This is a genomic window from Mycolicibacterium komossense (assembly GCF_025822605.1).
Classification (GTDB): domain Bacteria; phylum Actinomycetota; class Actinomycetes; order Mycobacteriales; family Mycobacteriaceae; genus Mycobacterium; species Mycobacterium komossense.
The window spans coordinates 255,478-280,052 of sequence record NZ_JACKTY010000028.1 but is presented as its reverse complement, the minus strand read 5'-3'; the positions used below and the strand labels follow the sequence as shown (position 1 = coordinate 280,052).

Sequence of the window (24,575 nt, the reverse complement as noted above, 5' to 3'; positions counted from 1 at the left end):
CGGTGACCCGCGCCGTTGTATCGCCGCTGATGTGGTTGGAGGACGTCGCGCAGCAGCGGCGGCTGGCTGGGCTGCGGCGATCGCTGAATCCGCGTCGGGCCGGGGCCGTCGAGGTGGACCTGGCGTCGAACGACTATCTGGGTCTAGGGCAGCACCCGGCGGTCATCGACGGTGCGGTCGACGCGCTGCGGACCTGGGGTGCCGGTTCCACCGGTTCGCGACTGGTCACCGGCGACACCGAACTGCACCAACAGTTCGAGGTCGAGTTGGCCGAATTCATGGGAGCGTCAACAGCTTTGGTGTTCGCCTCCGGGTATGCCGCCAATATCGGTGCGGTCGTCGCACTGTCCGGTCCTGGCTCGCTGGTGGTGTCTGACGCCTTCTCGCATGCCTCATTGGTCGACGGCTGCCGGCTCTCGCGCGCCCGCGTCGTGGTGACTCCGCACGCCGATGTCGACGCCGTCGAGGCAGCGCTGGCCGATCGCGACGAAGAACGCGCACTGGTCGTCACCGATTCGGTGTTCTCCGCCGAGGGCACGCTGGCCCCGCTGCGGCGGCTGCACGACGTGTGCCGTCGGTACGGCGCGGTGCTGCTGGTCGATGAGGCCCACGGCCTGGGTGTGCGGGGCAGTGGTGGCCGCGGTCTGTCGCAGGAAGTCGGCCTGGCCGGTGCCCCAGACGTGGTGGTGACCACTACGTTGTCCAAGGCGCTGGGCAGCCAGGGCGGCGCGGTGCTCGGCTCGGCGGCGGTCCGCGACCATCTCATCGATGCGGCGCGGACATTCATCTTCGACACCGGTCTCGCGCCGGCCGCGGTCGGCGCCGCCATGGCGGCGCTACGGGTCCTCGCCGCCGAGCCCTGGCGGGCCGCCGCGGTGCTGAGCCGTGCCAGGGAGCTCGCGCAGATGTGTGACGTCCCAGAACAGCCGGAATCGTCGGTGGTCTCGGTGATTCTCGGGGCCCCCGAGGTGGCGCTGGCCGCCGCAACCGCGTGTCTGGACCACGGGGTGCGGGTGGGCTGCTTCCGGCCCCCGACGGTGCCCGCGGGCACCTCACGGCTGCGTCTGACGGCCCGCGCCTCCCTCAGCGACGAGGAAATGCAACTGTCGCGTCAGGTCTTCGCCGAGGTCCTCGGAAGGGCACGCTCATGAGCATTCTGATGGTCACCGGCACCGGTACCGGCGTCGGCAAGACCGTCGCCACCGCCGCGCTGGCCTGCCACGCCAGGCTCGGGGGCCTGGACGTCGCGGTCTGCAAACCGGTCCAGACCGGCACCGTGGACGGTGACGACGATCTCGCTGAAATCGGTCGGCTCTCCGGGGTCACCGCGCTGACCGGCTCCGCTCGCTATCCCGAACCCCTGGCGCCGGTCGCCGCGGCCGAGGCGGCCGGCCTTCCGCTGCCGACGCGGGCAGAACTGCTCAGCACCATCCGCGACGCGGATGCGCCGGACCGGCTCACGCTGGTCGAGGGCGCCGGCGGCCTGGTCGTCGAACTCGGTGCGGACGGTGTCACGCTGCGCGATCTTGCAGTCGAGTTGTCGGCACCGGTCCTGGTCGTGGTCGCACCGGCTCTGGGCACCTTGAACTACACCGTGCTGACGCTGGAAGCGCTTGCCGCCAAAGGACTGACGTGCGCGGGACTGATCATCGGCAGCTGGCCTGCCCAGCCCGGGGCGGCCGAAATCTCCAACCGTGGTGCGCTGGCCGAGCTGGCGCCGGTGCGGGCCGCGTTGCCTGCCGGGGCGGGGTCGTTGTCGGCCAAAGATTTCGCGACGCTGAGCGTTCCGGCCTTCGATCCGGGGTGGGTCACCGGCCTGGTCGGCTGAGATGGCGCACTCGGTCGAGGTGCTCTTCGACGCCGAGACCGACGCTGCGCTGCGCCGCGCGTGGCACGCGTTGACCGCGGCCGGGTTGCCCAGCCAGGCCGGTCACACCGGGGCGAGCAATCGGCCCCACGTAACGCTCGCGGTGGCCGACGCTATCGCCGCCGAGGTCGACGCCGGCCTGATCGGTTTGGCTGACCTGCTCCCGCTGGACTGTGTCATCGGAGCACCACTGCTGTTCGGGGCGGGACGATTCACGCTGGCGCGGCTGATCGTGCCGTCAGCCGCGCTCCTGGGCTTGCAGGCCATGGTGCACCAGGTCTGTGTACCCCACATGACGGCCGGCCCGGCGCCACACACCACGCCGGGGCGGTGGACGCCGCACGTGACGTTGGCGCGTCGACTGAGCGCCGCACAGCTTGAGGCGGCCGTCGGCGTCGTGCAGGGGGCCGATCTGGTCGGGCGTTGTGTGGGGCTGCGCCGCTGGGATGGTGATCAGCGTGTCGAACACATCCTGGTCAGCTGAAGTTTCCTGCCCGTACCGCCAGGCCGTCGATCAATACCGACAACCCGAACTCGAAGGCTCGGCCGGTGTGGTTCAGCGCTTCCCGTGGATCCAGCAGTGAACGCTCGGGTTCGAGTGCACCCGCGGCGTCCCATTGCAGTCTGGACTGTTCGTCGACGGTGAAGCCGAGGACGTAGTAGATGATCGTGCGTCCTGCCAGCTCGGCATTCTCGGGTGCGACGCCCGCGTCGACGGTCGCGTCGGCCAGCGCCGCCAGGATCTGGCGCATGCGCGCAGACTGCCCGGCGGCGAAACTGGCCGAGACCAGCTCGGCACCGTCGGTGTGGGACAGCAGCGCATCGCGTAACCGCTGCGACGCCTCGGTGATCCGGTGCTGCCAGTCCGTGGCCTCGGCCGTGTCGCACGCCGGGCGTAGCACCTCGTCGGCGACCGCCCCGAGCAGCTGTTGCTTGTCGGCGAAGTGCCAGTACAGGGATCCCGCGGTGACGTCGAGTTCACGGGCCAGCCTGCGCATCGTCAGGTCGGCGATCCCGTAGTTGTCGAGGATCTCGGTGGCCTTGGCGATGATTCGACTGGCGATCTCGCCGCTGGGGTCGCGTTTGTGCTGTGGCACGCCGCTACCATAGCCTGAACACCGTTCAAGTAAGGATTCGCACGCACGTGCAGATTGGAGTGCGCCCGGTGACGCAGTCGGCGATCAGCAGTACCGACGTTTTGGGACTGGCACGTGAGCAGGTGCTCGAGCGTGGCGAAGGCCTGACCCAGGACCAGATCCTCGAGGTGCTGCAGCTGCCGGACGACCGGCTCGAGGAACTGCTGGCGCTCGCGCACGAGGTGCGGATGAGGCACTGCGGACCCGAGGTCGAGGTCGAGGGCATCATCAGCCTGAAAACCGGCGGCTGCCCCGAGGACTGCCACTTCTGTTCGCAGTCAGGACTTTTCGCGTCTCCGGTGCGCAGCGCGTGGCTGGACATCCCGAGCCTGGTCGAGGCCGCGAAGCAAACCGCGAAGTCCGGTGCCACCGAGTTCTGCATCGTTGCCGCGGTCCGCGGTCCCGACGAGCGGCTGCTGTCGCAGGTGGCCGCCGGCATCGAGGCGATCCGCAACGAGGTCGAGATTCAGATCGCCTGCTCGTTGGGCATGCTGAACCAGGAGCAGGTCGACCGGCTCGTGGGGATGGGCGTGCATCGCTACAACCACAACCTGGAAACCGCGCGCTCGTACTTCACCAATGTGGTGACCACCCACACCTGGGAAGAGCGCTGGGAGACGCTGTCGATGGTCCGCGAGGCGGGGATGGAGGTCTGCTGCGGCGGCATCCTCGGCATGGGCGAAACGTTGGAGCAGCGTGCCGAGTTCGCCGCGAACCTGGCGGAGCTGAACCCGCACGAGGTGCCGCTGAACTTCCTCAACCCCCGGCCCGGCACGCCGTTCGGTGATCTGGAGGTGCTGCCGGCCTCCGAGGCGCTCAAGGCCGTCGCCGCCTTCCGGCTGGCGCTGCCCCGCACGATGCTGCGGTTCGCCGGTGGGCGCGAGATCACCTTGGGTGACCTTGGCGCGAAGCAGGGCATCCTCGGCGGTATCAACGCCGTCATCGTCGGCAACTATCTGACCACGCTCGGCCGTCCGGCCGAGGCGGACCTGGAGTTGCTCGACGATCTGCAAATGCCGATCAAGGCCCTCAACGCGAGCCTCTGAGAAGGGCGAGCACTCCCAGGTGATGGTTCAACAGCTGCCCACTCCCGTCGGAGCCGGTATTTTCAATGTCTACACCGGTGCGCCCGCGGGTGGGGTGGTGCCGGCGGCGGCGCAGCTGGGCCTGGAACCGCCACGCTTCTGCGCCGACTGCGGACGTCGGATGATCGTGCAGGTACGGCCGGACGGCTGGTGGGCGAAATGCTCCCGGCATGGTCTGGTCGATTCGAAAGATCTGGAGACGCAGAGATGATCCAGCTGACGCCGCCCGTGGATGATGCCCCGGCGCCGTCGCGGGTCTCGCGAGGGCGGGTCGTGCTCGTCGTCATCGCTGGCCTGGCCGTGGCGGGCGCCGCGGTCGGCGCGGTCTGGGCGTGGATCGCGCCGCCGGTGCACGGCGTGATTGCCCTGGCCAAAAGCGGTAATCGGGTGCACGCCTACCTCGGTAATGAGGCGGACCACTTCTTCGTCGCCGCGTTCATGATGCTCGGCCTGCTCTGGGTGGTGGCGGTCGTCGCCCCGGTCCTGGTCTGGCAGTGGCGTGCCCACCGCGGCCCGTTGATGGTGGCGGCGCTGTCGATCGGTGCGGTGATCTCGGCGGCCGTTGCCACCGCCGTCGGTACCGTCCTGGTGCGGTTGCGCTACGACGTCGTCAACGTCGACACCGCGCCGGTCACGCCCGAGCACAAGCTGGTTTACTTCACCGAGGCGCCGTCGGTGTTCTTCGGGCACACGCCATTACAGATGGCCACCACACTGCTGGTGCCCGCTGCGACGGCCGCCCTGATCTACGCACTGTTCGCGGTGTCGACCGCCCGCGACGATCTCGGCGGCTACCCACCCGTGGACGTCACGGTGCCGAGGGTGCCGGCGTTCGTGCCACCCGAGGAATCACCGGCCGCGCCCCAGTAACGCGTTTCGGTCGCTTACCGGTCGAAGGTGGACAGCGGTTTCCGTTCGATCCGTCGACCACTGAGCACCTTGGCGCTGATCAGTGCGAGCCGCGCCATCCCGCGATACGTGGACGGATTGAGCAGCGTGGGCCAGGTGGTCCGAACCAGGTGATCCTGCAGCGGGCGGCCGGCGAACCGGTCCCGCAACCAGCGCAGTGTCATGGGTGCCGACATCGGGTGCAACAGCATGTGTTCGCTGAACAGGTCGCGGTGGTAGGTGACGTCGGAGCCGCCGTCGATGTAGATGTCGGCCAGTTCGTCGATGTCCGCGACGGACACGATCTGGTCGTGCTTTGCCTGCACGATCAGCACGGGCGGTGTGGGTGCTGCGGTGCCGAGCTTGATATCGGCGAAGACGTGCTGCACCTCGGGGCTGTCGAGGATCTCCTCGAGCGGCCGGTCGACCAGGGAGCTCATGTCCCTGCGGATCATCTTGATCACCGCGGCCATGGTGGTCAGTTTCTCGACGCGGTCCAGCATCGCCTGACCCTCGACCGTGACATGTTCCTTGATCACCCGGTCCAGGTCGGGATAGATGTGGGACAGCGCTGCGACGACCATCGCGGGCAGGCCCGAATAAAAGCTGCCGTTGAGTCGGCGGAAAGTGTGCCCGAGATCGCCGACGGGCGAGCCGAGGACGGCGCCTACGACGTCGAGCTCGGGCGCATAGGTTCCGGTGACCTCGGCGGCCCACGCGGTGGCCAGCCCGCCTCCGGAGTACCCCCACAGTCCCACTGGGGCGTCTGCGGCCAGGTTGAGTCGCTCGGAACCCAGCGCCGCGCGGATGCCGTCGAGCACTCGGTATCCCGGCTCGTGCGGTGCGCCCCACGTGCCGTTCGGCCCTTCGTGGTCGGGCACCGAGACGGCCCAACCCTCGGCCAGGGCCGCGGCGATCAGCAGGAACTCGAACTGCGCCAGCGCGCCGACGGCTTTGGCGCCGCGGCGCAGGGCATAGGACGGAAAGCAGCGACCGGCGACGGCGTCGATGGCGCACTGATAGGACACGATCGGGCACGGTGTTTCGGGGGTTCGCTCGGCAGGCACGAGCACAGTCGTCACGGTCGCTTCCGGATTGCCGTGCATATCGGTGGTGCGATACAGCAGCTGGGTGGCCGCGAGGCGCTGGGGAATCAGCCCGAGGAACGCCATCTCCACGTCACGCGAGCGCAGCACCGTGCCGGGTTCGGCATGCTCGAAACCTGGTGGCGGCTGGTAGAAGGGGTCATCTGCCGGGAGTGCCGGCTGGACCCTGCGCTGCAACTCCGTGTGCGCCGGGCGGCCGATCCATTCGGCGCCGGTCGACTTGGCTGCGCTGCCGATGTCCATGCTGACTCCCTCTGACATGAGCCGCCATTGTCTCTTAAAGATCCCTTAAAAACCAATCTTTTCAGCTTGGCGGACGCAAGGCGGCAAACTCGTCAGTGACACGCAACTGGGAGTCGGCAAAGCGGAACACGGCGGCCGGCCGGCCGCCACTGCGACCCGATTGCGCAGTGGTGCCGGTGCGGGTGATGACGCCGCGGCGCTGAAGGACACGTTGCAGGTTGGTCGCGTCCACCTGGTAGTCCAACGCCGCACTGTAGATGTCGCGTAGCGTCGAAAGAACGAATTCCTTTGGGGCCAAGGCAAATCCGATGTTGGTGTAAGACAGCTTGGCAACCAGTCGGGCGTGGGCGTGGGTCACCATCGGGCCGTGGTCAAAGGCCATCGGGGGCAGTGCGCTGACCGGATGCCAGCGGGTGTCCGGCGGCAGTTCGGGGGTGGCGGGGGAGGGCACCAGGCCCAGGAAGGTCGAGGCGATGGTGCGGGTTGCGGGAACGCGATCGGGATCGGAGAACACCGCCAACTGCTCCAGGTGGGCGATCTCGCGGAGGTCCACCTTCTCGGCGAGTTGACGCCGAACTGAACTCGTCATGTCTTCGTCGTGCCGCAGGCTGCCGCCGGGTAAGGACCACGCGCCACGTTGCGGTTCCTGTGCACGCTGCCATAACAGGACGCTGAGCTGCGGTTTCGGTGTGCCGAGGCGCCGTACCTGAAACACGACGGCGAGCACCTCATGGGCGGTGCTAATATGAACCATGTTTTCGATTATAAGTCGAAAACCTCTACGGCGAAAGGAGCGGCCGTGACCGTGCTGGACCGCTTTGCAATGGAATCCACTCTGGCCGCGCAGATCACCGACGGCCCCGGCGGGTATTCGGGCGTGCCCGGCGACGAGCAGTGGGCGGCGGAAATCAGGCGTCTGGCAACGCTGCGCGGGGCCACCCTGTTGGCGCACAACTACCAGTTACCGGCTATTCAGGACGTCGCCGATCACGTCGGCGACTCGTTGGCGCTGTCGCGGATCGCAGCTGAGGCCACCGAGGACACCATCGTGTTCTGCGGTGTGCACTTCATGGCCGAGACCGCGAAGATCCTCAGCCCGGAGAAGACCGTCCTGATCCCGGATCAGCGGGCGGGCTGCTCACTGGCCGACTCGATCACGGCCGCGGAACTGCAGGCCTGGAAAGACGAATATCCCGAGGCGGTGGTGGTGTCGTATGTGAACACCACCGCTGCCGTGAAGGCGCTGACGGACATCTGCTGCACCTCGTCGAACGCCGTCGAGGTGGTGGCGTCCATCGATCCCGACCGCGATGTGCTGTTCTGCCCGGACCAGTTCCTCGGCGCGCACGTCCGTCGGATGACTGGCCGCACCAATCTGCACATCTGGGCCGGCGAGTGCCACGTGCACGCCGCTATCAACGGAGACGAGCTCGCCGATCAGGCCAGGAGTCATCCGGACGCCGAGCTCTTCGTCCACCCCGAATGCGGTTGCGCGACGTCGGCGCTCTATCTGGCCGGCGAGGGCGCCTTCCCGGAGGACCGGGTCAAGATCCTGTCCACCGGCGGCATGCTCGACCAGGCCCGCAAGACGAATGCCCGTCAGGTACTGGTTGCCACCGAGATCGGGATGTTGCACCAGTTGCGTCGGGCCGCACCGGATATCGATTTCCAGGCAGTCAACGATCGCGCGTCCTGCACATACATGAAGATGATCACCCCGGCAGCGATGCTGCGCTGCCTCGTCGAGGGTGCCGACGAGGTTCACGTCGACCTCGAGACAGCGCGGCTGGCCCGCCGCAGTGTGCAACGGATGATCGAGATCGGGCAGCCCGGCGGCGGAGAATGACCGCCATTGCGTGCGGCGGCGGTACCCACTGGCAACAGCGCGCCGACGTGGTGGTGATCGGGACGGGCGTCGCGGGCCTGGCTGCGGCACTGGCGGCGCATCGGCAGGGCAAGCGTGTCGTCGTGCTCAGCAAAGCGCCACAACAAGAAGGGGCGACTGCCACCTTCTACGCCCAGGGCGGTATCGCGGTGGTACTGCCGCGCACCGAGGATTCGATCGATGCCCACGTCGCGGACACCGTCGGAGCCGGTGGCGGGCTCTGCGATCCTGAGGTGGTGTACTCGATCGTCGCCGACGGGTACCGCGCGGTGACGGAATTGGTCGCCGCCGGAGCGCATTTCGACGAATCCGAACCGGGACAGTGGGCGTTGACCCGCGAAGGTGGGCATTCCCGGCGCCGCATCATCCACGCCGGGGGTGATGCGACCGGGGCGGAAGTGCAGCGCGCCCTCGACCGGGCAGCGGAGCTGCTGGACATCCGGCGTAACCATGTCGCGCTACGGGTGCTGCGCGACGATGCCGGCGTCACCGGGGTGGAGGTGCTCGGCGAGGATGGCCTTGGCATCGTGCATGCACCCGCCGTCGTCGTGGCGACCGGCGGTCTCGGGCATCTGTTCGGCGCCACCACCAATCCCGACGGGTCGACCGGCGACGGTATTGCGCTGGCGTTGTGGGCGGGAGTCCCGGTCAGTGATATCGAGTTCATTCAGTTCCATCCGACCATGCTGTTCGACGGCCACACCGGCGGTCGCCGGCCGCTGATCACCGAGGCGATCCGCGGCGAAGGCGCGACTTTGGTTGACAATCAAGGACATTCGGTGACAGCGGGGATGCATCCGATGGGTGACCTTGCGCCCCGGGATGTCGTGGCGGCGGCGATCGACGCACGGCTGACCGAGACGGGAGATCCTTGTGTTTACCTCGACGCCACCGGCATCGCAGGATTCGAAGAACGCTTCCCGACGGTGACCGCGGCCTGCCGCGCCGCAGGGATCGATCCGACCAGTGAACGAATCCCGGTGGTTCCCGGTGCGCACTACAGCTGCGGTGGTGTTCTGACCGACGCCTACGGACGCACGGAGCTACCTGGGCTGTATGCCGCCGGCGAGGTCGCCCGGACAGGCATGCACGGGGCGAACCGGCTGGCCTCCAACAGCTTGCTCGAAGGTTTGGTGGTCGGTGGACGGGCCGGGCGGGAAGCGGCCTCGCACGCCGCGTCGACCGGACCGACGCGCGGCGAATTGACCGATCGGCCGGACTATCACGCCCTGGGCCGCGCGGAACTCCAGCAGGGAATGTCACGCCATGCCTCCGTCGTGCGCGATGCCGCCGGACTGCGCAGGCTCGACGATCTGCTCGGCACCACGCGCCGCCGTAACCCGGCCACACGCGCTGGGTTCGAGGACATCGCCCTGACGGTGACTGCGCAGGCCGTCGCGTCAGCGGCATTGGCGCGCAACGAGAGTCGTGGTTGCCACCACCGCGGTGACCATCCCGAATCCGTCGACACCGAGGCCCGCAGCACAGTGGTCCGGCTCGTCGGGGGCAGCGCAGTGGTCGAAGCGCCCGCGGCGGTGGCGTGATGATGCTCAGCGACCTCGAACTCGCCGAGGCGCGCGCGACCATCGTTCGTGGTCTCGACGAAGACCTGCGGTTCGGGCCTGACATCACCACGTTGTCGACGGTTCCCGCCGACGCGATGGCGACCGCCGCGATGATCACCCGCGAGGACGGTGTGGTGGCGGGGATCGACATCGCGCTGATGGTTCTCGACGAGGTGCTCGGCGCGGACGGCTACCGTGTGCTCGGCCGCGCCGACGACGGTGACCGTCTCAACCCAGGTGACGCGCTGCTGACACTGGAGGCCGAAACCCGCGGCCTGCTCACCGCGGAACGGACGATGCTGAATGTGGTCTGCCACCTGTCGGGCATTGCCACGGCGACTGCTGCCTGGGTCGCCGAAGTCGAGGGCACCAGGGCCAAGATCAGGGATACCAGAAAGACCTTGCCCGGCCTGCGGGCGCTGCAGAAATACGCGGTCCGCGTCGGTGGCGGGGTGAACCACCGGATGGGACTCGGCGATGCCGCGCTGATCAAGGACAACCATGTGGCCGCCGCGGGCTCGGTGGTCGCCGCGTTGCGCGCCGTCCGAGAGGCCGCACCGGATCTGCCGTGCGAAGTCGAAGTGGACTCATTGGATCAGCTGGACGCGATTTTGGACGAGGACGTCCAATTGGTGCTGCTGGACAACTTCGCGGTCTGGGAAACGCAGATCGCCGTGCAGCGTAGGGACACTCGGGCGCCAGGTGTACAGCTGGAATCCTCGGGTGGGTTGTCGCTCGACTCGGCAGCGGCGTATGCCAGCACCGGCGTCGACTACCTGGCCGTCGGAGCGCTGACCCACTCCGTACGGATCCTCGACATCGGGCTGGACATGTAGTTTCCGGACGTGGTGCACCGCCGATCACCTGACAAGTCGCAGGTGACGGTTAGCTGTCGGATTAAATCCGAGAGCACGCCAATGAAGTGACGGCTGGTGCCGCACGCGGTCGGCGCGCACGAACGTCACCAGCGATACCCGCCGAAGAGCTGCTTATGGGCCGGGAGGTCGCCGCCGGCAGCTACCATCGCGACATGTCGGAACCCACAGACGCTGATTCGTCCACCCGCCGCGCCCACCGCCCCACGCCGTCGAACGATCGGAGTCGGCTCGCCCTCATTGTCGTTGCAGTCATTGCTGTGGTCGCTGTCGGCCTGGCTGCGTGGGCCCTCGTCCGGCCGGCGAAGACGTCCTCATCAGCCGACTCGGCCACCCCTACCTACACCGATGCGCAACGGGCTGACAGCAAAGCGAAAATATGTACCGCGTTCAACACGGTCCGGACCGGTGTCTCCCAGAACACCAATCTCGTGCCGCCCGGTGGCCCCGACGATGTGACCGGCGCGCTCGCCGTTGCTGCCAACGCCCGGCTGTCGCTCTACGACGGTGGCCAGTACCTTCTCGCGCGACTGGACCCCAGTACCGCACCGGAGTTGGCAGACGCGGTGCGTGCCTTCGGAAACACCTTGATGGACATCGGTGCGGCGTCCACCGCGGGAGCTCAGAACAGCGACCCGCAGCAGGCCGGGCGGCTGCGTGACGCCGACGCGGCGAACACCACCATCACCAATCTGTGTAAGTAGCCGCCGGTCGAAGCCGCCGGGACGCACCTCGAACCCGGCGGCGGACCGGCCTAGCCAGCCTGGATCGCGTCGAGCGCGCGGTTTTGCTGGTATCCGATCGCCTTCTTGGCCTGGCGGCCGCCGTCGCGGCGGTACTGCCGCTGCAACTGCCTGCGGGTTCGGCGAGTCGGCAACGAATCCAGCACTGCCGCATCGAATTCCCGTAGGCGCCCGGCCCGTTCGGCATCGATCCGCTCGGTCACCCAACGGCGCTCTGCGCGCAACAACAGCACCACGGGGATCAGGAAGATCGCGAAATTGGCCGCGAACTTGATCATCAGCGTCGGCAGACCGCCGCTGTCCCAGCCGGGGGTCGGGGAGTCCCAGATGAAATGCATCAGCGAGGCGCAGAACATCAGCGTGCCGGCCACCAGGATGCGTCGCGGCCACGGCCACTGCGCGCGCCCGGCGAACGACGGCAGCAACAGCAGGGCACCGACAGTCGCCAGCGACGTGTACGCCCAGTGCGCGGGCACCGCGGTGAGAATCCGCAGTACCAGGTTCGAACCGGCGCCGGACAGGTCGGAGTCGAGGCTGGAGATGGCCTCGTTGGCGGCGTAGGTGAGGTCTTCCATGACGTCGAACCCGAATCCGACGAACATGCCGAGCAGGAGTGCGTGCGAGATCCGGGTGAGCACCCGTGCGGCCAGCACCAGGATCACCACTGCGCACAACACCTTGGAGGCTTCCTCGATGAACGGCGCGGTCAGCGCGGCCGACCATTGCGTCACGGTATCGGGTGCCAGTACCCGCGACCACACGGCGGACAGTGCGTCGTTGCCATTCATGGCCATCACGACCGCGGTGGTGCCACCCAGCGCCGCGCCGGCGACCAGGACCTGGGCATAGGCGCGCACGCTGCGGAACGGGTCGAACTTGAGCATCAGCCAGATCATGAAGACGATGAAGCCCACCCAGATCGGACTGAGAGCGATCTGCGCGTCCAGGGTTTCGTGGACGGCGACGGCGCTGCTCTCCAGGAGCTCGAGGATGCCGATCACCAGGGCGGCGAGAAAGACCCAGAAGACGGCCGATTCCGGGCGGTAGACAACGGGGGTTCGGGCTACGGTGGTCGGCTCGGCGGCCACGTCTGCGGCGGTCACTGCTTGTCCCTCTTCATCATCGGGCCCACCACATCGACGATGGGTGGTGCGGGTTGGCCGGGCCGGGCCAGCGAGATCACCGAGACCACGACATCGTCGTCCATCAGGTAGGCACAGGTGCCGGTCATGTCGGTGGTGACCACCAAGCAGGTTTGGCCGGTCAACGTGCCATCGACGGAGGCGATCGTGCCGCCGTCGAGGGCCGAACTGATGCCCTGGATGCGGTTGGCCCGCATGAGTCGCTGGGCTACGGACTCCGGATCGCGTCCCGACCTTTCGTAGACCTGCACGGCCACGATCGATCCGTCCGCTCGCAGCAGTGCGCTGTCGCCGTTGTCCTGGGCTTCCCAGCCGTCGGGAGCGGTGACCACCACGCCGTGTCCTTCGGCGGTGTACACATCGACCTGCTGGGTGGCTTCGGCGCTTTCCCAGGCCGGTTCGGGGAGTAGTTCATTGGCCAGCATCGGCAGTCCGGGGACGGCGATCAGGCCCGCTGCGAGAGCTACCGCAGCGGGCCGTTGGGTCAGCCGGCGTCTTCGGGGCGGCCGATCTAAGACGACGGACGGTTCTGCCATGCCCCACTCACCCCTATGGAATTGACGATGCTGTCAGGATTCGGTGGAAACAATAGGTGATCAGCAACCTCTTTGCTAGCGCAAGACCACGCTTCAGGCGGTCGTGCGTCGCACCAACGACAACCCCACTGCAGCCGTGGCGAAGAGGCCGGAGAACGTCCGGTTCACTGCGATCTGTTGCCGAGGCGTGCTCAGCCAGCGCAGCACACGCGCCGCCAGGGCCGCATAACCGCCCATCACCACCAGGTCGACCGCCACCATCGTCGTGCCGATGATCAGGTACTGCGGCAGCAGCGGCGCCGACGGCACGACGAACTGCGGCAGCACCGCCAGCAGGAACACCAATCCCTTGGGGTTGGTGACGTTGACCAGGCAACCCCGCAGCATCATCGGTGCCGCTCTGCCGTCGGTGGACTGGCCCAGCTGCGCGCCGAGGTCGAACGTCGCGGTCCGCCACTGCCGAACCGCCAGGTAGATCAGGTAGAGCACGCCGAGCCACTTGATGATGGTGAACGCCAGCACCGAGTTGGCCAGCGCGGCACCCAGCCCGATGGCGACCAGCGCAAGCTGTGTCATCAGGCCGATCTGCAGGCCGAAGATCGACCAGTAGGTGCGCCGCACCCCCTGTGCCAATCCGGTCGCCATCGACAGGATTGCGCCCGCGCCCGGTGACAGACTGATCGCCACAGCCGCGCCCAGAAACGCCAACCACAGTTGCCATTGCATGGCTGCAGTGTGGCAGTGGGCGACATTGCAGCTCAATCGATTTTTATTCAGCTGGACCGATCAGGGACAATTGGCCCGATGGCCAGCTTCGAGATGTCCCGGATCGACCTGCGCAACCGCCGCATGTCCACTGCGCAGTTGCGCGCCACCCTGCCCCGCGGCGGTGTCGACGTCGATGCGGTGGTGCCGACGGTGCGTCCCATCGTCGACGAGGTGGCCGCCCGCGGCGCGGTCGCGGCCTTGGAATACGGCGCCAGGTTCGACGGGGTCCGACCCGATGCGGTGCGCGTTCCCGCCGCGGTCCTGGCCAAGGCGCTGGCCGATCTGGACCCCGACATCCGCGCCGCGCTCGAAGTCGCGATCGAGCGCACCCGCGCCGTGCACGCCGATCAGCGCCGCACCGACACCACCACCGAACTCGCTCCGGGGGCCACGGTCACCGAACGGTGGGTGCCCGTCGAGCGGGTCGGGCTCTACGTCCCCGGCGGCAATGCCGTCTACCCGTCGAGTGTCGTGATGAACGTCGTGCCCGCGCAGACCGCGGGTGTCGATTCTCTGGTGGTGGCCAGCCCGCCGCAGGCACAGTTTGGCGGCTTGCCGCACCCGACGATCCTGGCCGCCGCCGCGCTCCTCGGTGTCGACGAGGTCTGGGCCGTCGGCGGCGCCCAGTCGATCGCCCTGCTGGCCTACGGGGGAACCGACACCGACGGCACCGAACTGGCCCCGGTCGACATGATCACCGGGCCGGGCAACATCTACGTCACTGCGGCCAAACGGATCTGCCGCTCGCAGGTGGGAATCGACGCGGAGGCCGGCCCGACGGAGATTGCGATCCTCGCCGACCACACCGCCGACCCGGTCCACGTCGCCGCCGACCTGATCAGCCAGGCCGAGCACGACGAGATGGCGGCCAGTGTGCTCGTCACGCCGAGCAGCGACCTCGGTGTGGCGGTGGACGCCGAGTTGGCCGTGCAGTTGCAGTCCACCGTGCACCGCGAGCGCGTCACCGCCGCGTTGCTGGGCCGTCAGTCGGCGACGGTGCTGGTCGACGATCTCGATGCCGGTATCCGGGTGGTCAATGCCTACGCGGCCGAACACCTCGAGATCCAGACGGTCGACGCTGCGGCCGTGGCGCACCGGATCCGTTCGGCCGGTGCGATTTTCGTCGGAGCGTGGTCGCCGGTGAGCCTGGGGGACTACTGTGCCGGCTCCAATCACGTGCTGCCGACCGCCGGCTGCGCGCGCCATTCCAGCGGGCTGTCGGTGCAGACGTTCCTGCGGGGCATCCATGTCGTCGACTACTCGGAGGCGGCGCTCAAAGACGTGTCCGGATATGTGATCACGCTGGCGCAGGCCGAGAACCTGCCGGCCCACGGTGAAGCGGTACGACGGAGGTTCGAAGCGTGACCGGTGAGCGCATCACCTTGTCCGATCTGCCGCTGCGAGACGATCTGCGTGGCAAATCGCCTTATGGCGCACCGCAACTGGTCGTTCCGGTCCGGCTCAACACGAATGAGAATCCGCACCCGCCCACGCCGGCGCTCGTCGAGGACGTCACCGCGTCGGTACGCGAGGCGGCCGCCGAGTTGCACCGCTATCCCGACCGCGACGCCGTCGCCCTGCGCACCGATCTGGCTGCCTACCTCAGTGCCCAGACCGGCGTTCCGTTGACGGTTGACAACCTCTGGGCGGCAAACGGTTCCAATGAGATTCTGCAGGAGCTGCTGCAGGCGTTCGGCGGTCCGGGCCGTAGTGCGATCGGTTTCGTCCCGTCGTATTCGATGCACCCGATCATCTCCGACGGCACCCAGACCGAATGGCTCGAAGCGGCCAGGGGAGACGATTTCGGCCTGGACATCGACGTTGCCGTCGCCGCAGTCAAGGGACGCCACCCTGATGTGGTGTTCCTGGCCAGCCCGAACAATCCGTCGGGGCAGAGCGTTCCGCTGGCCGATCTGCGCAGGCTCCTCGATGCCATGCTCGGCGGCGTCCTGATCGTCGACGAGGCCTACGGCGAGTTCTCCTCGCAGCCCAGCGCGGTGGCCTTGCTTGCCGACTACCCGGCGAAGTTGATCGTCACCCGCACCATGAGCAAGGCGTTCGCGTTCGCCGGCGGCCGGTTGGGTTACCTGATCGCCGCTCCGGCCGTGATCGACGCCATGTTGCTGGTGCGCCTGCCCTATCACCTCTCGGTCGTCACCCAGGCCGCGGCCAGGGCGGCGCTTCGGCACGCCGATGACACCCTCGGCAGCGTCGCCACCCTGATAGCCGAGCGTGATCGGGTGTCAGAGGCGTTGTCCGGCATGGGGTTCCGGGTCATCCCCAGTGACGCCAATTTCATCCTGTTCGGCGAATTCGCCGACGCGGCCGCCACGTGGCAGCGCTACCTGGACGCCGGAATCCTGATCCGCGATGTCGGCATCCCGGGATATCTGCGTGCCACCACCGGACTGGCCGACGAGAACGACGCGCTGCTGGCTGCGAGCGCACGTCTTGTCGACACCGAACTGGCCCCAACAGTAGGAGCACCGTGACCGACCGCATCGCCAGAGTCGAGCGCAAGACCAAGGAATCCGACATCGTCGTCGAGATCAACCTCGACGGCACCGGCGCTGTCCACATCGACACCGGTGTGCCGTTTTTCGATCACATGCTGACCGCCCTGGGCACCCACGCCAGCTTCGACCTGACGGTGCGCGCCGCCGGTGACATCGAGATCGAGGGCCACCACACCATCGAGGACACCGCGATCGTGCTGGGCCAGGCGCTGGGGCAGGCGCTCGGCGACAAGCGCGGAATCCGCCGGTTCGGAGATGCCTTCATCCCGATGGACGAGACCCTGGCGCACGCCAGCGTCGACGTCTCGGGGCGCCCCTACTTCGTGCACACCGGTGAGCCGGAGTTCATGGTGCACTTCACGATTGCCGGCTCCGCGGTGCCCTATCACACTGTCATCAACCGGCACGTCTTCGAGTCGCTCGCCTATAACGCGCGCATCGCCCTGCACGTGCGCACCCTCTACGGCCGCGACCCGCACCACATCACCGAAGCCGAGTACAAGGCGGTCGCCCGTGCCCTGCGCGAGGCCGTCGAGCCCGACCCCCGGGTCTCCGGTGTGCCGTCCACCAAAGGCACTCTGTGAGCCGCCCTCCCAAGAAGCTCGTCGTGCTCGACTACGGCTCGGGCAATCTGCGGTCGGCACAGCGCGCCCTGGAACGAGTGGGTGCCGAGGTCGAGGTGACCGCCGACTCCGCACTGGCCGCCGAGGCCGACGGTCTGGTGGTCCCCGGTGTCGGTGCCTACGAGGCGTGCATGGTCGGTCTGCGCGCGATCGGCGGCGAGAAGATCATCGCCGAGCGGCTCGCCCGCAACCGCCCGGTGCTCGGGGTGTGTGTGGGCATGCAGATCCTGTTCGCCCGCGGAGTCGAGTTCGGGGTGGAGTCGGTCGGGTGCGGTCAATGGCCCGGCACCGTCACCCGCCTCGATGCGCCGGTGATTCCGCACATGGGCTGGAATGTCGTCGATGCCGCACCGGACAGCCAGTTGTTCAACGGACTCGGTCCCGACACCCGGTTCTACTTCGTGCACTCCTACGCCGCGCAGACGTGGGAGGGCGACGCCGCCGCCAAGCTCACCTGGGCGACACACCACGTGCCGTTCCTGGCCGCCGTCGAGGACGGGCCGCTGGCGGCCACACAATTTCATCCGGAAAAGAGCGGTGACGCTGGTGCGACACTTCTCGCGAATTGGGTTGAGGGACTGTAGTTTTGAATACTTCGAAGCCGAGCGTACCGCTCATCCTGCTGCCTGCCGTCGACGTCGTCGAAGGCAAGGCGGTGCGCCTGGTACAGGGCAAAGCCGGAAGCGAAACCGACTACGGCTCGGCACTGGAGGCCGCCGAGGTCTGGCAGCGCGACGGCGCCGAGTGGATCCACCTGGTCGACCTCGACGCCGCGTTCGGGCGCGGCTCGAATGCCGAACTGCTGGCCGAACTCGTCGGCAAGCTCGACGTCGCGGTGGAACTCTCGGGCGGCATCCGCGACGATGCGTCGTTGCAGGCCGCCCTGGCCACCGGCTGCGCACGGGTCAACATCGGGACGGCCGCCCTGGAGAACCCGCAGTGGTGTGCCGCGGCGATCGCTGAGTACGGCGACCGGGTCGCGGTCGGGTTGGACGTCCTCATCGGCGAGTCCGGGTACCGGTTGCGCGGTCGCGGCTGGGAGACCGACGGCGGCGACCTGTGGGAGGTGCTGGAGCGGCTCGACCGCGAAGGCTGCTCGCGTTTCGTCGTCACCGATGTGACCAAGGACGGCACCTTGACCGGGCCGAACCTGGAACTTCTGGCGGCAGTGGCGGAGCGTACCGACGCCCCGGTGATCGCCTCCGGCGGTGTCTCCAGTCTCGACGATCTGGTCGCGATCTCCACCCTCACCGACGCCGGCGTCGAAGGTGCCATCGTCGGAAAAGCGCTCTACGCGGGGCGTTTCACGTTGCCGCAGGCGCTCGCTGCGGTCAGCGGTTAACGCCACGATGGCACCGGGCACCACCGACCTGACCGCACTTGTCGCCACCGCGGCGACGATTCTCGACGCTGCGGCGATACCGTTCGTCGCGGGTCGTGGTGCGGAGTCCGCCGTCCGGAAAAAGGGCAACGATTTCGCCACCGAGGTGGATCTGGCCATCGAACGCCACGTCGTCGAGGCCTTGACCACCGCCACCGGCATCGGGGTGCACGGTGAAGAATTCGGCGGCGCGCCCATCGATTCGCCACTGGTGTGGGTGCTCGACCCCATCGACGGCACCTTCAACTACGCGGCCGGTTCCTCGATGGCCGCCATCCTGCTGGGTCTGCTGCGCGATGGCGAACCCGTCGCCGGTCTGACCTGGCTACCGTTCACCGGCGACCGCTACACCGCCATCGTCGGTGGTCCGCTCTATGCCAACGGTGTCGCGCAGGAGCCGCTCGGTACCCCAGTGCTGGCCGATTCGCTGGTCGGGATGGGCACCTTCAACGTCGACTGGCGTGGGCGCTTTCCGGGCCGCTACCGGCTCGCGGTCCTGGAGAATCTGAGCCGCCAGTGTTCCCGACCGCGAATGCACGGCGCGACCGGAGTGGATCTGGCCTACGTGGCCGACGGAATACTCAGTGGGGCAATCACCTTCGGTGATCACGTGTGGGATTACGCCGCCGGCGTCGCGCTGGTGCGGGCAGCCGGGGGAATTGTGACCGACCTCGACGGCAAACCGTGGACGCCGGCCTCGCTCTCGGCCGTGGCCGGCGCGCCGGGGGTGCACGAACAGCTCATCGACATTGTGAAATCTGCTGGCGAACCGGAGGATTACCGATGACCACCGTCCGCCGTGATGTAGCGACCCGGGTGATCCCGTGTCTGGACGTGGACAACGGCCGGGTGGTCAAAGGGGTCAACTTCGCCAACCTGCGCGATGCGGGTGATCCGGTGGAGCTGGCTGCCACCTACGACGCCGAAGGTGCCGACGAGCTGACGTTCCTCGACGTCACCGCGTCATCGTCGGGCCGGTCGACCATGCTCGATGTCGTGCGGCGCACCGCCGAGCAGGTCTTCATCCCGCTGACGGTCGGTGGCGGGGTGCGCTCGGTCGAGGATGTCGATGTGCTGCTGCGGGCCGGTGCTGACAAGGTGTCGGTCAACACCGCCGCGATCGCCCGCCCGGAGCTGCTGGCTGAGCTGTCACGGCAGTTCGGCTCACAGTGCATCGTGCTCTCCGTCGACGCGCGCACCGTCCCCGAGGGGGAGGCACCGACCCCGTCGGGCTGGGAGGTCACCACCCACGGCGGTCGCCGCGGCACCGGTATCGACGCCATCGAATGGGCGGTCCGCGGAGCCGAACTCGGGGTGGGGGAGATCCTGCTCAATTCGATGGACGCGGACGGTACCAAGGCCGGATTCGATCTGGCCATGCTGCGTGCCGTCCGGGCCGCGGTGACGGTCCCGGTGATCGCCAGCGGCGGAGCCGGCGCGGTGGAACATTTCCCGCCCGCCGTTGTTGCCGGAGCCGACGCTGTCCTGGCGGCGACGGTCTTCCATTTCCGGGAGCTGACCATCGCCCAGGTCAAGGCGGCGATGGCAGCGGAAGGGATAGTGGTGAGGTGACGCTCAACCCAGATATCGCGTCCCGCCTCAAGCGCAATGCCGAGGGCCTGTTCACCGCCGTCGTGCAGGAGCGTGGCAGCGGTGACGTCCTGATGGTCGCGTGGATGGACGACGACGCGCTGGCGCGCACGCTGGCTACCCGGGAGGCCACTTACTTTTCCCGGTCCCGCGGCGAGCAGTGGGTCAAGGGACTGACCTCGGGGCACACGCAACGCGTGCACTCGGTTCGGTTGGACTGCGACGGCGACACCGTCCTGCTCGAGGTGGACCAGGTCGGCGGCGCCTGCCACACCGGCGATCACACCTGCTTCGACGCCGGCCTGCTCCTTGCTGCCGAAGACTAGGTGCATCGCGTTTCGCTGCACGGGGTTGTCGGTGCCCTGCATCAGAATCTCCCCATGACCGATACCGCCGCTGCCCGTAAAGCGCGCGGTGCGTTTTTCACCCCGCCGGAGATCACCCGGTACCTGGCGCAGTGGGCGGTGCGCTCCGCCGATGACCGGGTATTCGAACCCTCGGCCGGTGACGCGGCTTTCCTCGTTGCCGCCATCCGCCGATTGCAGGAACTGGGTGCCGTCCGCCCCGAACTGCAGGGTGTGGAAATCGACCCCGCCAGCGTCACCACGGCTCGGCGCCGAGTGGCCGAGGCGGGCGGCACTGTGCACCTGCGCACTGCGGACTTCTTCGACGTCGCGCCGGATCCCGCCTACGCCGCAGTCCTGGGCAACCCGCCCTACATCCGGTATCAGGATTTCCACGGCAGCCAACGCGCCCAATCACGGCGTACCGCATTGCAGGCCGGGGTCACGCTGTCGGGTCTGGCGTCGAGTTGGGCCGCGTTCACCGTGCACGCCGCGATGTTCCTGCAGCCCGGCGGACGGATGGCTCTGGTGCTGCCTGCCGAGCTGCTCAGCGTGAACTATGCCGCGGCGGTGCGCAAATTCCTCTTCGACCGCTTCGCCAGTGTGGAGTTGGTGATGTTCGACGAGCAGGTGTTCCCGGGCGCCGAGGCCGATGTGGTGTTGCTACTGGCCGACGGGTTCGGTCGGGGGCCGTCGAGTCATGCCGTCATCCATCGGGCCCGGAACGCACAGTCGCTGACATCCACACTGGTGCAACGTCATTGGTCGCCTCCGGACCCTGCTGACAAATGGGTGAGCGGTCTGATCGGTGATGGTCCCGTCGAGACATTGCACCGGCTGCACACCGGCGGGCGATTCATCTCGCTTGAACACTGGGGCGACACCACGCTCGGCATGGTGACGGGCAACAACGGATTCTTCGCGTTGTCCTCCGAGCGGGTGCGGGAACTGGGCCTACGCAATGCCGACCTGCTGCCGTTGTCTCCGCCGGGGAGTGCACACCTGCGCGGGTTGACCCTGTCTGCTCGGCAACTCGAGCAGCTGGGGGAGCAGGGCAAGTCCATTCACCTGTTCCGGCCCGCCGCCAGCCCGACGGCGGCAGCTCGGCGTTATGTCGAAGCCGGTCACGCTGCGGGGGTCCACCTGGCCTACAAATGCCGGGTGCGCACACCGTGGTATCGGGTGCCGTTGCTTGCACCCGCCCATCTTCTGTTGACCTGCATGAACGCCGACACGCCACGGTTGGTGAGCAACCGGGCCGGGGCACATCACCTCAATTCCGTGCACGGTGTCTATCTGCATCAGGACCTGGTAACGCTGGGCACCGACCTCCTGCCGCTGGCCGCGCTGAACTCGGCTACCGTGCTGAACGCCGAAATGGTGGGACGGGCCTACGGTGGCGGCATCCTGAAAATCGAGCCGCGCGAAGCGGATCGGTGGCTGGTGCCGGCTCCGCAGTTCGTTGCCGACCGCGCCGACCGACTCCGTGCCGTTCGGCGAAAGGTGGCTGCGCTGCTGGCCCGCGGTGAGCTGATGGCTGCCGTACACGAGGTCGACGACGCTCTTGACCTGGATGTCGATGTGGAATCGATTCGGGCAGCGCGTCATTCGCTGGCCTCCAGAAGGGCGGTAAGGTCGCGGCGTGCCCGCTGAACCGTCGACGAAAGCCACTGCGTGGGCCATCTTCGACCGGATCGTCGCCGATGCGGCACCCGCGGGTGTGCACAGCAACCCGTGGCTGCGCTCGGGCGAGACGCTGTCATACCGTCCGGACTTCAGGGTGCTGCGCAAGCTACTCGGGGTGCCGTTGTATCTTGACGCGCCGTCCACCACCGGAGTTCCTGCGCTGGCACTGGATGTTTGGCTGTCCTACGAATTGCGCCGTGCCGGGTTTCATCCGGACGGGGTCTGGCCCCGCCCCACCGACCCGCGGATCATGCCGGGTGCCATCGCCAACCTGCTCGACGGGCTACCGCAGAAGGAACGCCAACTCATCGAGCACCGGCTACGGCGGTCGATGAAGGGTGTGGCGGGTTCCAGCGCCAGCATTCTCGGCAAGCACTACATGAAACAGGTCGACGTGGTGATGTCGGACTGGGACACCGGGCCCGAGCTGTTGATCAGCACCAAGAGGATGGACTCCAGTTTCGGTAAGAACGCCGCGAACCGTGTCGAGGAAAGCTACGGCGACGCCAAGAATCTGCGGCTGCGCCATCCGCTGGCTGCGCTGGGATTCGTCTACGGCCTGCGCTCGACGATTCTCACCTCCGAACCCGACAAGGCGGAGTGGCTCATCGATCTGCTCGCCAAGCTGGGCACCGAGGACGACGCCTATCACGCCGTCGCGCTGGTGATGATCGACTATGAGGCAGAAGCCGCCGAGTCGCCGGACAAAGAAGTGGACAGCGTCGAAAGCGCAGAAACTGACGCGCTTTTCGAGATCGTTGATGTTGAGACCGCGGCGGTGGACGAGGCGCTGGCTGCGCTGCCCGACATCGCCATCCGGCATGACACGGTGCCGCCGGCGCTGCAGCCGGCACGATTCCTCGCCACGATGGCCAATCGTGTCATCGACATCTCGCCGGTCACCCGCCACCGAGAGGCGCGTCGGCGCCGCGCTTGCGCCGCCGAGGATTAGGCGATACGCGAGCTCGCGCTGGCCCGTGCCGTCCAGCGACCGTCCTGGAAGCCGACCGTCACGGGGTGTTCGAACGCCTCGGTCACGTTCTCGGTGTTCACCACCTCGAGAGCTGGTCCACTGGCGACGGTTCGGCCCTGCGCGATCAGCAGGGCATGGGTGGTGGTCGTCGGCAGTTCCTCCAGATGGTGCGTCACCAGGATCGACGCCATCTCCGGATGCGAATCATCGAGTGCATCAAGGGTTTCCAGGAGTTGCTCGCGTGCTGCCACGTCCAGGCCGGTGGTGGGCTCGTCGAGCAGGAGCAGTTCGGGTTCGCCGATGAGAGCGCGCGCGATCAGCGTGCGGCCGCGTTCGCCCTGGGACAGGGTCGGCCACACCGCTTCGACGCGGGCGGAGAGGCCCACCGTATCGATCAATTCCTCGGCCCGGCGCACCTGCTCAGGGGTCGGTGTCCAGCGCGCCGCCGTGTCGATGGTGGCGGTGATGCCGGTGAGCACCACATCGCGCACGGTCAGTGGATACTGCAGCCGGTGGCGTGGATTGACATGCCCGATCGACCGACGCAGCACCGCCAGATCCGTGCGGCCCATCTGGCCGCCCAATACCCGCACTGATCCTGTCGTGGGAAACGTCATGGCCGAACAGAAACCCAACAGGGTGCTCTTGCCTGCGCCGTTGGGGCCCAGCAGGGCCCAGTGTTCGCCCGCCTGCACGGTCAGTGAGATGCCATCGATGATCTGTTTGCCGTCGCGGCGAAACGTGACGTCGGTGATCTCCAGGACTGGGGTCATTCGAATGATTCCTTCAATCCGCTCAAATGGGTTCTGCTCGTAGCGGCCGCAGCTGTCGCGTTGCGCGCGGCGATGGCTTCGACCAGTTTTTCATGCGCGTCGTGGTCGGCGGTTTCGGACGGTACCGGCCGGATCTTGAGCATGTCGATCATGGCCGGTCGCAGCCGCGGCAGGAACGCGTCGAAGAGCTGCGTCAGCACGTCATTGTGCGCGGCGACGATCACCGCACGGTGAAATGCCATGTCGGCGTCGACATGATCGGGTATCGACTGGCCCTCGCCACCGCGGGCAGCCAGGGTACGACGTAGGACGCGCAGATCTGCGGGGGTACGTCGGACGGCGGCCAGCGCGGCCGCCTCGGTTTCGATGGCCAGACGAGCCTCGATGACCGAGGCCACGGTTGCGCGGCGCAGGACGCTGTCCCAGTCTTCGCCGGCATCGAGTGCGGTGACGAACACTCCAGCGCCTTGACGACTGTCGAGCACGCCCTTGCCGGCCAGCTCGCGGATCGCCTCGCGCAGGGTGGAGCGGCCGATGCCCAGTTGCGCCGCGAGTGTGGTCTCGCCGGGCAGGCGGTGCCCGAGTGGCCACTCGCCGCCGCGGATCCGCGCCAAGAGCAGCTCGGCGGTCTGGGCTGCCAGCGGATGGCGCTGAACTTGGGAGATCATCGTCTACCTCTCTACTTGTCTGAGGAGTTGTGTATAGTCTAACCATCATGACGCGCCTTCTCCTGCTTAGTCGCCACGGCAGGGCCTGACTCGACTGGCCCCCTGCCGTGGGGTGGCGTGATGCCGGTCGGATCTTCCGTCCGCCGAATAGGAACCTTCATGATCTGGAATCGTCAAACCCC

Annotated in this window: 28 protein-coding genes; 20 read left to right on the top strand and 8 right to left on the bottom strand. The window is 67.5% G+C overall.

The genetic code is table 11. From position 1 onward, the window contains the following. Positions 1 to 2: 2 nt before the first annotated feature. The 3 genes from H7J73_RS12325 to H7J73_RS12315 are packed head-to-tail and all read left to right on the top strand — an operon-like array spanning position 3 to position 2,351. Positions 3 to 1,151, top strand: coding sequence for an 8-amino-7-oxononanoate synthase (locus H7J73_RS12325; RefSeq protein WP_264067657.1), 1,149 nt, complete (start codon positions 3 to 5; stop codon positions 1,149 to 1,151). After that, positions 1,148 to 1,828: a dethiobiotin synthase gene (gene bioD / locus H7J73_RS12320; protein WP_264067656.1), complete on the top strand. Its 681-nt coding sequence runs from the start codon at positions 1,148 to 1,150 to the stop codon at positions 1,826 to 1,828. The genes H7J73_RS12325 and bioD overlap by 4 nt, the downstream gene beginning before the upstream one ends. A gap of 1 nt (position 1,829) precedes the next feature. Next, entirely contained in the window at positions 1,830 to 2,351 is a 522-nt protein-coding gene (locus H7J73_RS12315; protein WP_264067655.1) for a 2'-5' RNA ligase family protein, read from the top strand. On the opposite strand, the gene H7J73_RS12310 is transcribed toward H7J73_RS12315, so the two are convergent. After that, complete coding sequence (locus H7J73_RS12310) at positions 2,344 to 2,964, bottom strand: TetR/AcrR family transcriptional regulator C-terminal domain-containing protein (protein WP_308207409.1); 621 nt, start codon at positions 2,962 to 2,964, stop codon at positions 2,344 to 2,346. The two genes, H7J73_RS12315 and H7J73_RS12310, sit on opposite strands and share 8 nt — an antisense overlap. 83 nt (positions 2,965 to 3,047) lie before the next feature. On the opposite strand from H7J73_RS12310, the gene bioB reads away from it, so the two are divergent. From bioB to H7J73_RS12295, 3 genes are read left to right on the top strand one after another with little or no spacing between them, the layout of a single operon-like run. Beyond that, positions 3,048 to 4,049: a biotin synthase BioB gene (bioB, locus tag H7J73_RS12305; RefSeq protein ID WP_264067914.1), complete on the top strand. Its 1,002-nt coding sequence runs from the start codon at positions 3,048 to 3,050 to the stop codon at positions 4,047 to 4,049. Positions 4,050 to 4,071: 22 nt separating this feature from the next. After that, positions 4,072 to 4,299, top strand: coding sequence for a biotin synthase auxiliary protein BsaP (gene bsaP, locus H7J73_RS12300; protein ID WP_264067654.1), 228 nt, complete (start codon positions 4,072 to 4,074; stop codon positions 4,297 to 4,299). Beyond that, positions 4,296 to 4,958, top strand: coding sequence for a DUF2567 domain-containing protein (locus H7J73_RS12295; protein ID WP_264067653.1), 663 nt, complete (start codon positions 4,296 to 4,298; stop codon positions 4,956 to 4,958). Before bsaP ends, H7J73_RS12295 begins: the two co-directional genes overlap by 4 nt. A 14-nt stretch (positions 4,959 to 4,972) precedes the next feature. Here H7J73_RS12295 and H7J73_RS12290 read toward each other — a convergent pair whose 3' ends face one another. Both H7J73_RS12290 and H7J73_RS12285 read right to left on the bottom strand, forming a co-directional pair. Further along, positions 4,973 to 6,325: a lipase family protein gene (locus H7J73_RS12290; RefSeq protein WP_264067913.1), complete on the bottom strand. Its 1,353-nt coding sequence runs from the start codon at positions 6,323 to 6,325 to the stop codon at positions 4,973 to 4,975. Positions 6,326 to 6,386: 61 nt separating this feature from the next. After that, positions 6,387 to 7,079: an NUDIX hydrolase gene (locus tag H7J73_RS12285; RefSeq protein WP_264067652.1), complete on the bottom strand. Its 693-nt coding sequence runs from the start codon at positions 7,077 to 7,079 to the stop codon at positions 6,387 to 6,389. 69 nt (positions 7,080 to 7,148) lie between these two features. Between H7J73_RS12285 and nadA the strand changes: the two genes are divergently transcribed. The 4 genes from nadA to H7J73_RS12265 all read left to right on the top strand — a co-directional run bounded on the left by nadA (position 7,149) and on the right by H7J73_RS12265 (position 11,354). Beyond that, complete coding sequence (gene nadA / locus H7J73_RS12280; RefSeq protein WP_264067912.1) at positions 7,149 to 8,171, top strand: quinolinate synthase NadA; 1,023 nt, start codon at positions 7,149 to 7,151, stop codon at positions 8,169 to 8,171. Then, entirely contained in the window at positions 8,168 to 9,754 is a 1,587-nt protein-coding gene (locus tag H7J73_RS12275; RefSeq protein ID WP_264067651.1) for an L-aspartate oxidase, read from the top strand. The genes nadA and H7J73_RS12275 overlap by 4 nt, the downstream gene beginning before the upstream one ends. Beyond that, a complete protein-coding gene (gene nadC, locus H7J73_RS12270) occupies positions 9,754 to 10,611 on the top strand; it encodes a carboxylating nicotinate-nucleotide diphosphorylase (RefSeq protein WP_264067650.1) in 858 nt (285 codons plus the stop codon). The genes H7J73_RS12275 and nadC overlap by 1 nt, the downstream gene beginning before the upstream one ends. Before the next feature lie 194 nt (positions 10,612 to 10,805). Beyond that, entirely contained in the window at positions 10,806 to 11,354 is a 549-nt protein-coding gene (locus H7J73_RS12265; protein WP_264067649.1) for a hypothetical protein, read from the top strand. 50 nt (positions 11,355 to 11,404) lie between these two features. On the opposite strand, the gene H7J73_RS12260 is transcribed toward H7J73_RS12265, so the two are convergent. From H7J73_RS12260 to H7J73_RS12250, 3 genes are all read right to left on the bottom strand, one after another. After that, on the bottom strand, positions 11,405 to 12,496 hold the full coding sequence (locus tag H7J73_RS12260; RefSeq protein ID WP_264067647.1) for a PrsW family intramembrane metalloprotease: 1,092 nt from the start codon (positions 12,494 to 12,496) through the stop codon (positions 11,405 to 11,407). Further along, complete coding sequence (locus H7J73_RS12255) at positions 12,493 to 13,071, bottom strand: hypothetical protein (RefSeq protein WP_264067646.1); 579 nt, start codon at positions 13,069 to 13,071, stop codon at positions 12,493 to 12,495. Before H7J73_RS12255 ends, H7J73_RS12260 begins: the two co-directional genes overlap by 4 nt. Positions 13,072 to 13,164: 93 nt before the next feature. After that, positions 13,165 to 13,797, bottom strand: coding sequence for a LysE family transporter (locus H7J73_RS12250; RefSeq protein ID WP_264067645.1), 633 nt, complete (start codon positions 13,795 to 13,797; stop codon positions 13,165 to 13,167). A 78-nt stretch (positions 13,798 to 13,875) separates the two neighbouring features. Here H7J73_RS12250 and hisD point away from each other — a divergent pair, with 78 nt between their 5' ends. Genes hisD through H7J73_RS12200 form a run of 10 tightly spaced genes read left to right on the top strand, consistent with a single transcriptional unit; the run spans position 13,876 to position 22,931 of the window. Further along, positions 13,876 to 15,204 carry a histidinol dehydrogenase gene (hisD, locus tag H7J73_RS12245; protein WP_264067644.1) on the top strand — a complete coding sequence of 443 codons (1,329 nt, stop codon included), beginning with the start codon at positions 13,876 to 13,878 and terminating at the stop codon, positions 15,202 to 15,204. Continuing rightward, complete coding sequence (locus H7J73_RS12240; protein WP_264067643.1) at positions 15,201 to 16,331, top strand: histidinol-phosphate transaminase; 1,131 nt, start codon at positions 15,201 to 15,203, stop codon at positions 16,329 to 16,331. Before hisD ends, H7J73_RS12240 begins: the two co-directional genes overlap by 4 nt. Continuing rightward, a complete protein-coding gene (gene hisB, locus H7J73_RS12235) occupies positions 16,328 to 16,939 on the top strand; it encodes an imidazoleglycerol-phosphate dehydratase HisB (protein ID WP_264067642.1) in 612 nt (203 codons plus the stop codon). Before H7J73_RS12240 ends, hisB begins: the two co-directional genes overlap by 4 nt. Next, entirely contained in the window at positions 16,936 to 17,562 is a 627-nt protein-coding gene (gene hisH / locus H7J73_RS12230) for an imidazole glycerol phosphate synthase subunit HisH (RefSeq protein WP_264067640.1), read from the top strand. Before hisB ends, hisH begins: the two co-directional genes overlap by 4 nt. A gap of 2 nt (positions 17,563 to 17,564) precedes the next feature. Continuing rightward, positions 17,565 to 18,320 carry a bifunctional 1-(5-phosphoribosyl)-5-((5-phosphoribosylamino)methylideneamino)imidazole-4-carboxamide isomerase/phosphoribosylanthranilate isomerase PriA gene (priA, locus tag H7J73_RS12225; protein ID WP_264067639.1) on the top strand — a complete coding sequence of 252 codons (756 nt, stop codon included), beginning with the start codon at positions 17,565 to 17,567 and terminating at the stop codon, positions 18,318 to 18,320. A gap of 7 nt (positions 18,321 to 18,327) precedes the next feature. Continuing rightward, positions 18,328 to 19,146, top strand: coding sequence for an inositol monophosphatase family protein (locus H7J73_RS12220; RefSeq protein ID WP_264067638.1), 819 nt, complete (start codon positions 18,328 to 18,330; stop codon positions 19,144 to 19,146). After that, positions 19,143 to 19,931 carry an imidazole glycerol phosphate synthase subunit HisF gene (gene hisF, locus H7J73_RS12215; RefSeq protein ID WP_264067637.1) on the top strand — a complete coding sequence of 263 codons (789 nt, stop codon included), beginning with the start codon at positions 19,143 to 19,145 and terminating at the stop codon, positions 19,929 to 19,931. The genes H7J73_RS12220 and hisF overlap by 4 nt, the downstream gene beginning before the upstream one ends. Further along, the gene (gene hisI, locus H7J73_RS12210; RefSeq protein ID WP_264067636.1) at positions 19,928 to 20,275 is read left to right on the top strand and encodes a phosphoribosyl-AMP cyclohydrolase; all 348 of its coding nucleotides are present in this window, start codon (positions 19,928 to 19,930) and stop codon (positions 20,273 to 20,275) included. Before hisF ends, hisI begins: the two co-directional genes overlap by 4 nt. Positions 20,276 to 20,329: 54 nt before the next feature. After that, a complete protein-coding gene (locus H7J73_RS12205; protein ID WP_264067635.1) occupies positions 20,330 to 21,946 on the top strand; it encodes an HsdM family class I SAM-dependent methyltransferase in 1,617 nt (538 codons plus the stop codon). Beyond that, complete coding sequence (locus tag H7J73_RS12200; protein WP_264067634.1) at positions 21,936 to 22,931, top strand: hypothetical protein; 996 nt, start codon at positions 21,936 to 21,938, stop codon at positions 22,929 to 22,931. The genes H7J73_RS12205 and H7J73_RS12200 overlap by 11 nt, the downstream gene beginning before the upstream one ends. On the opposite strand, the gene H7J73_RS12195 is transcribed toward H7J73_RS12200, so the two are convergent. Together H7J73_RS12195 and H7J73_RS12190 are read right to left on the bottom strand one after the other, a co-directional pair. Continuing rightward, a complete protein-coding gene (locus tag H7J73_RS12195; protein WP_264067632.1) occupies positions 22,928 to 23,725 on the bottom strand; it encodes an ABC transporter ATP-binding protein in 798 nt (265 codons plus the stop codon). The genes H7J73_RS12200 and H7J73_RS12195 overlap by 4 nt on opposite strands. Beyond that, positions 23,722 to 24,393 (bottom strand): FadR/GntR family transcriptional regulator, encoded by a 672-nt coding sequence (locus tag H7J73_RS12190; protein ID WP_264067631.1) that lies wholly within the window; start codon positions 24,391 to 24,393, stop codon positions 23,722 to 23,724. Before H7J73_RS12190 ends, H7J73_RS12195 begins: the two co-directional genes overlap by 4 nt. Positions 24,394 to 24,575 lie beyond the last annotated feature (182 nt).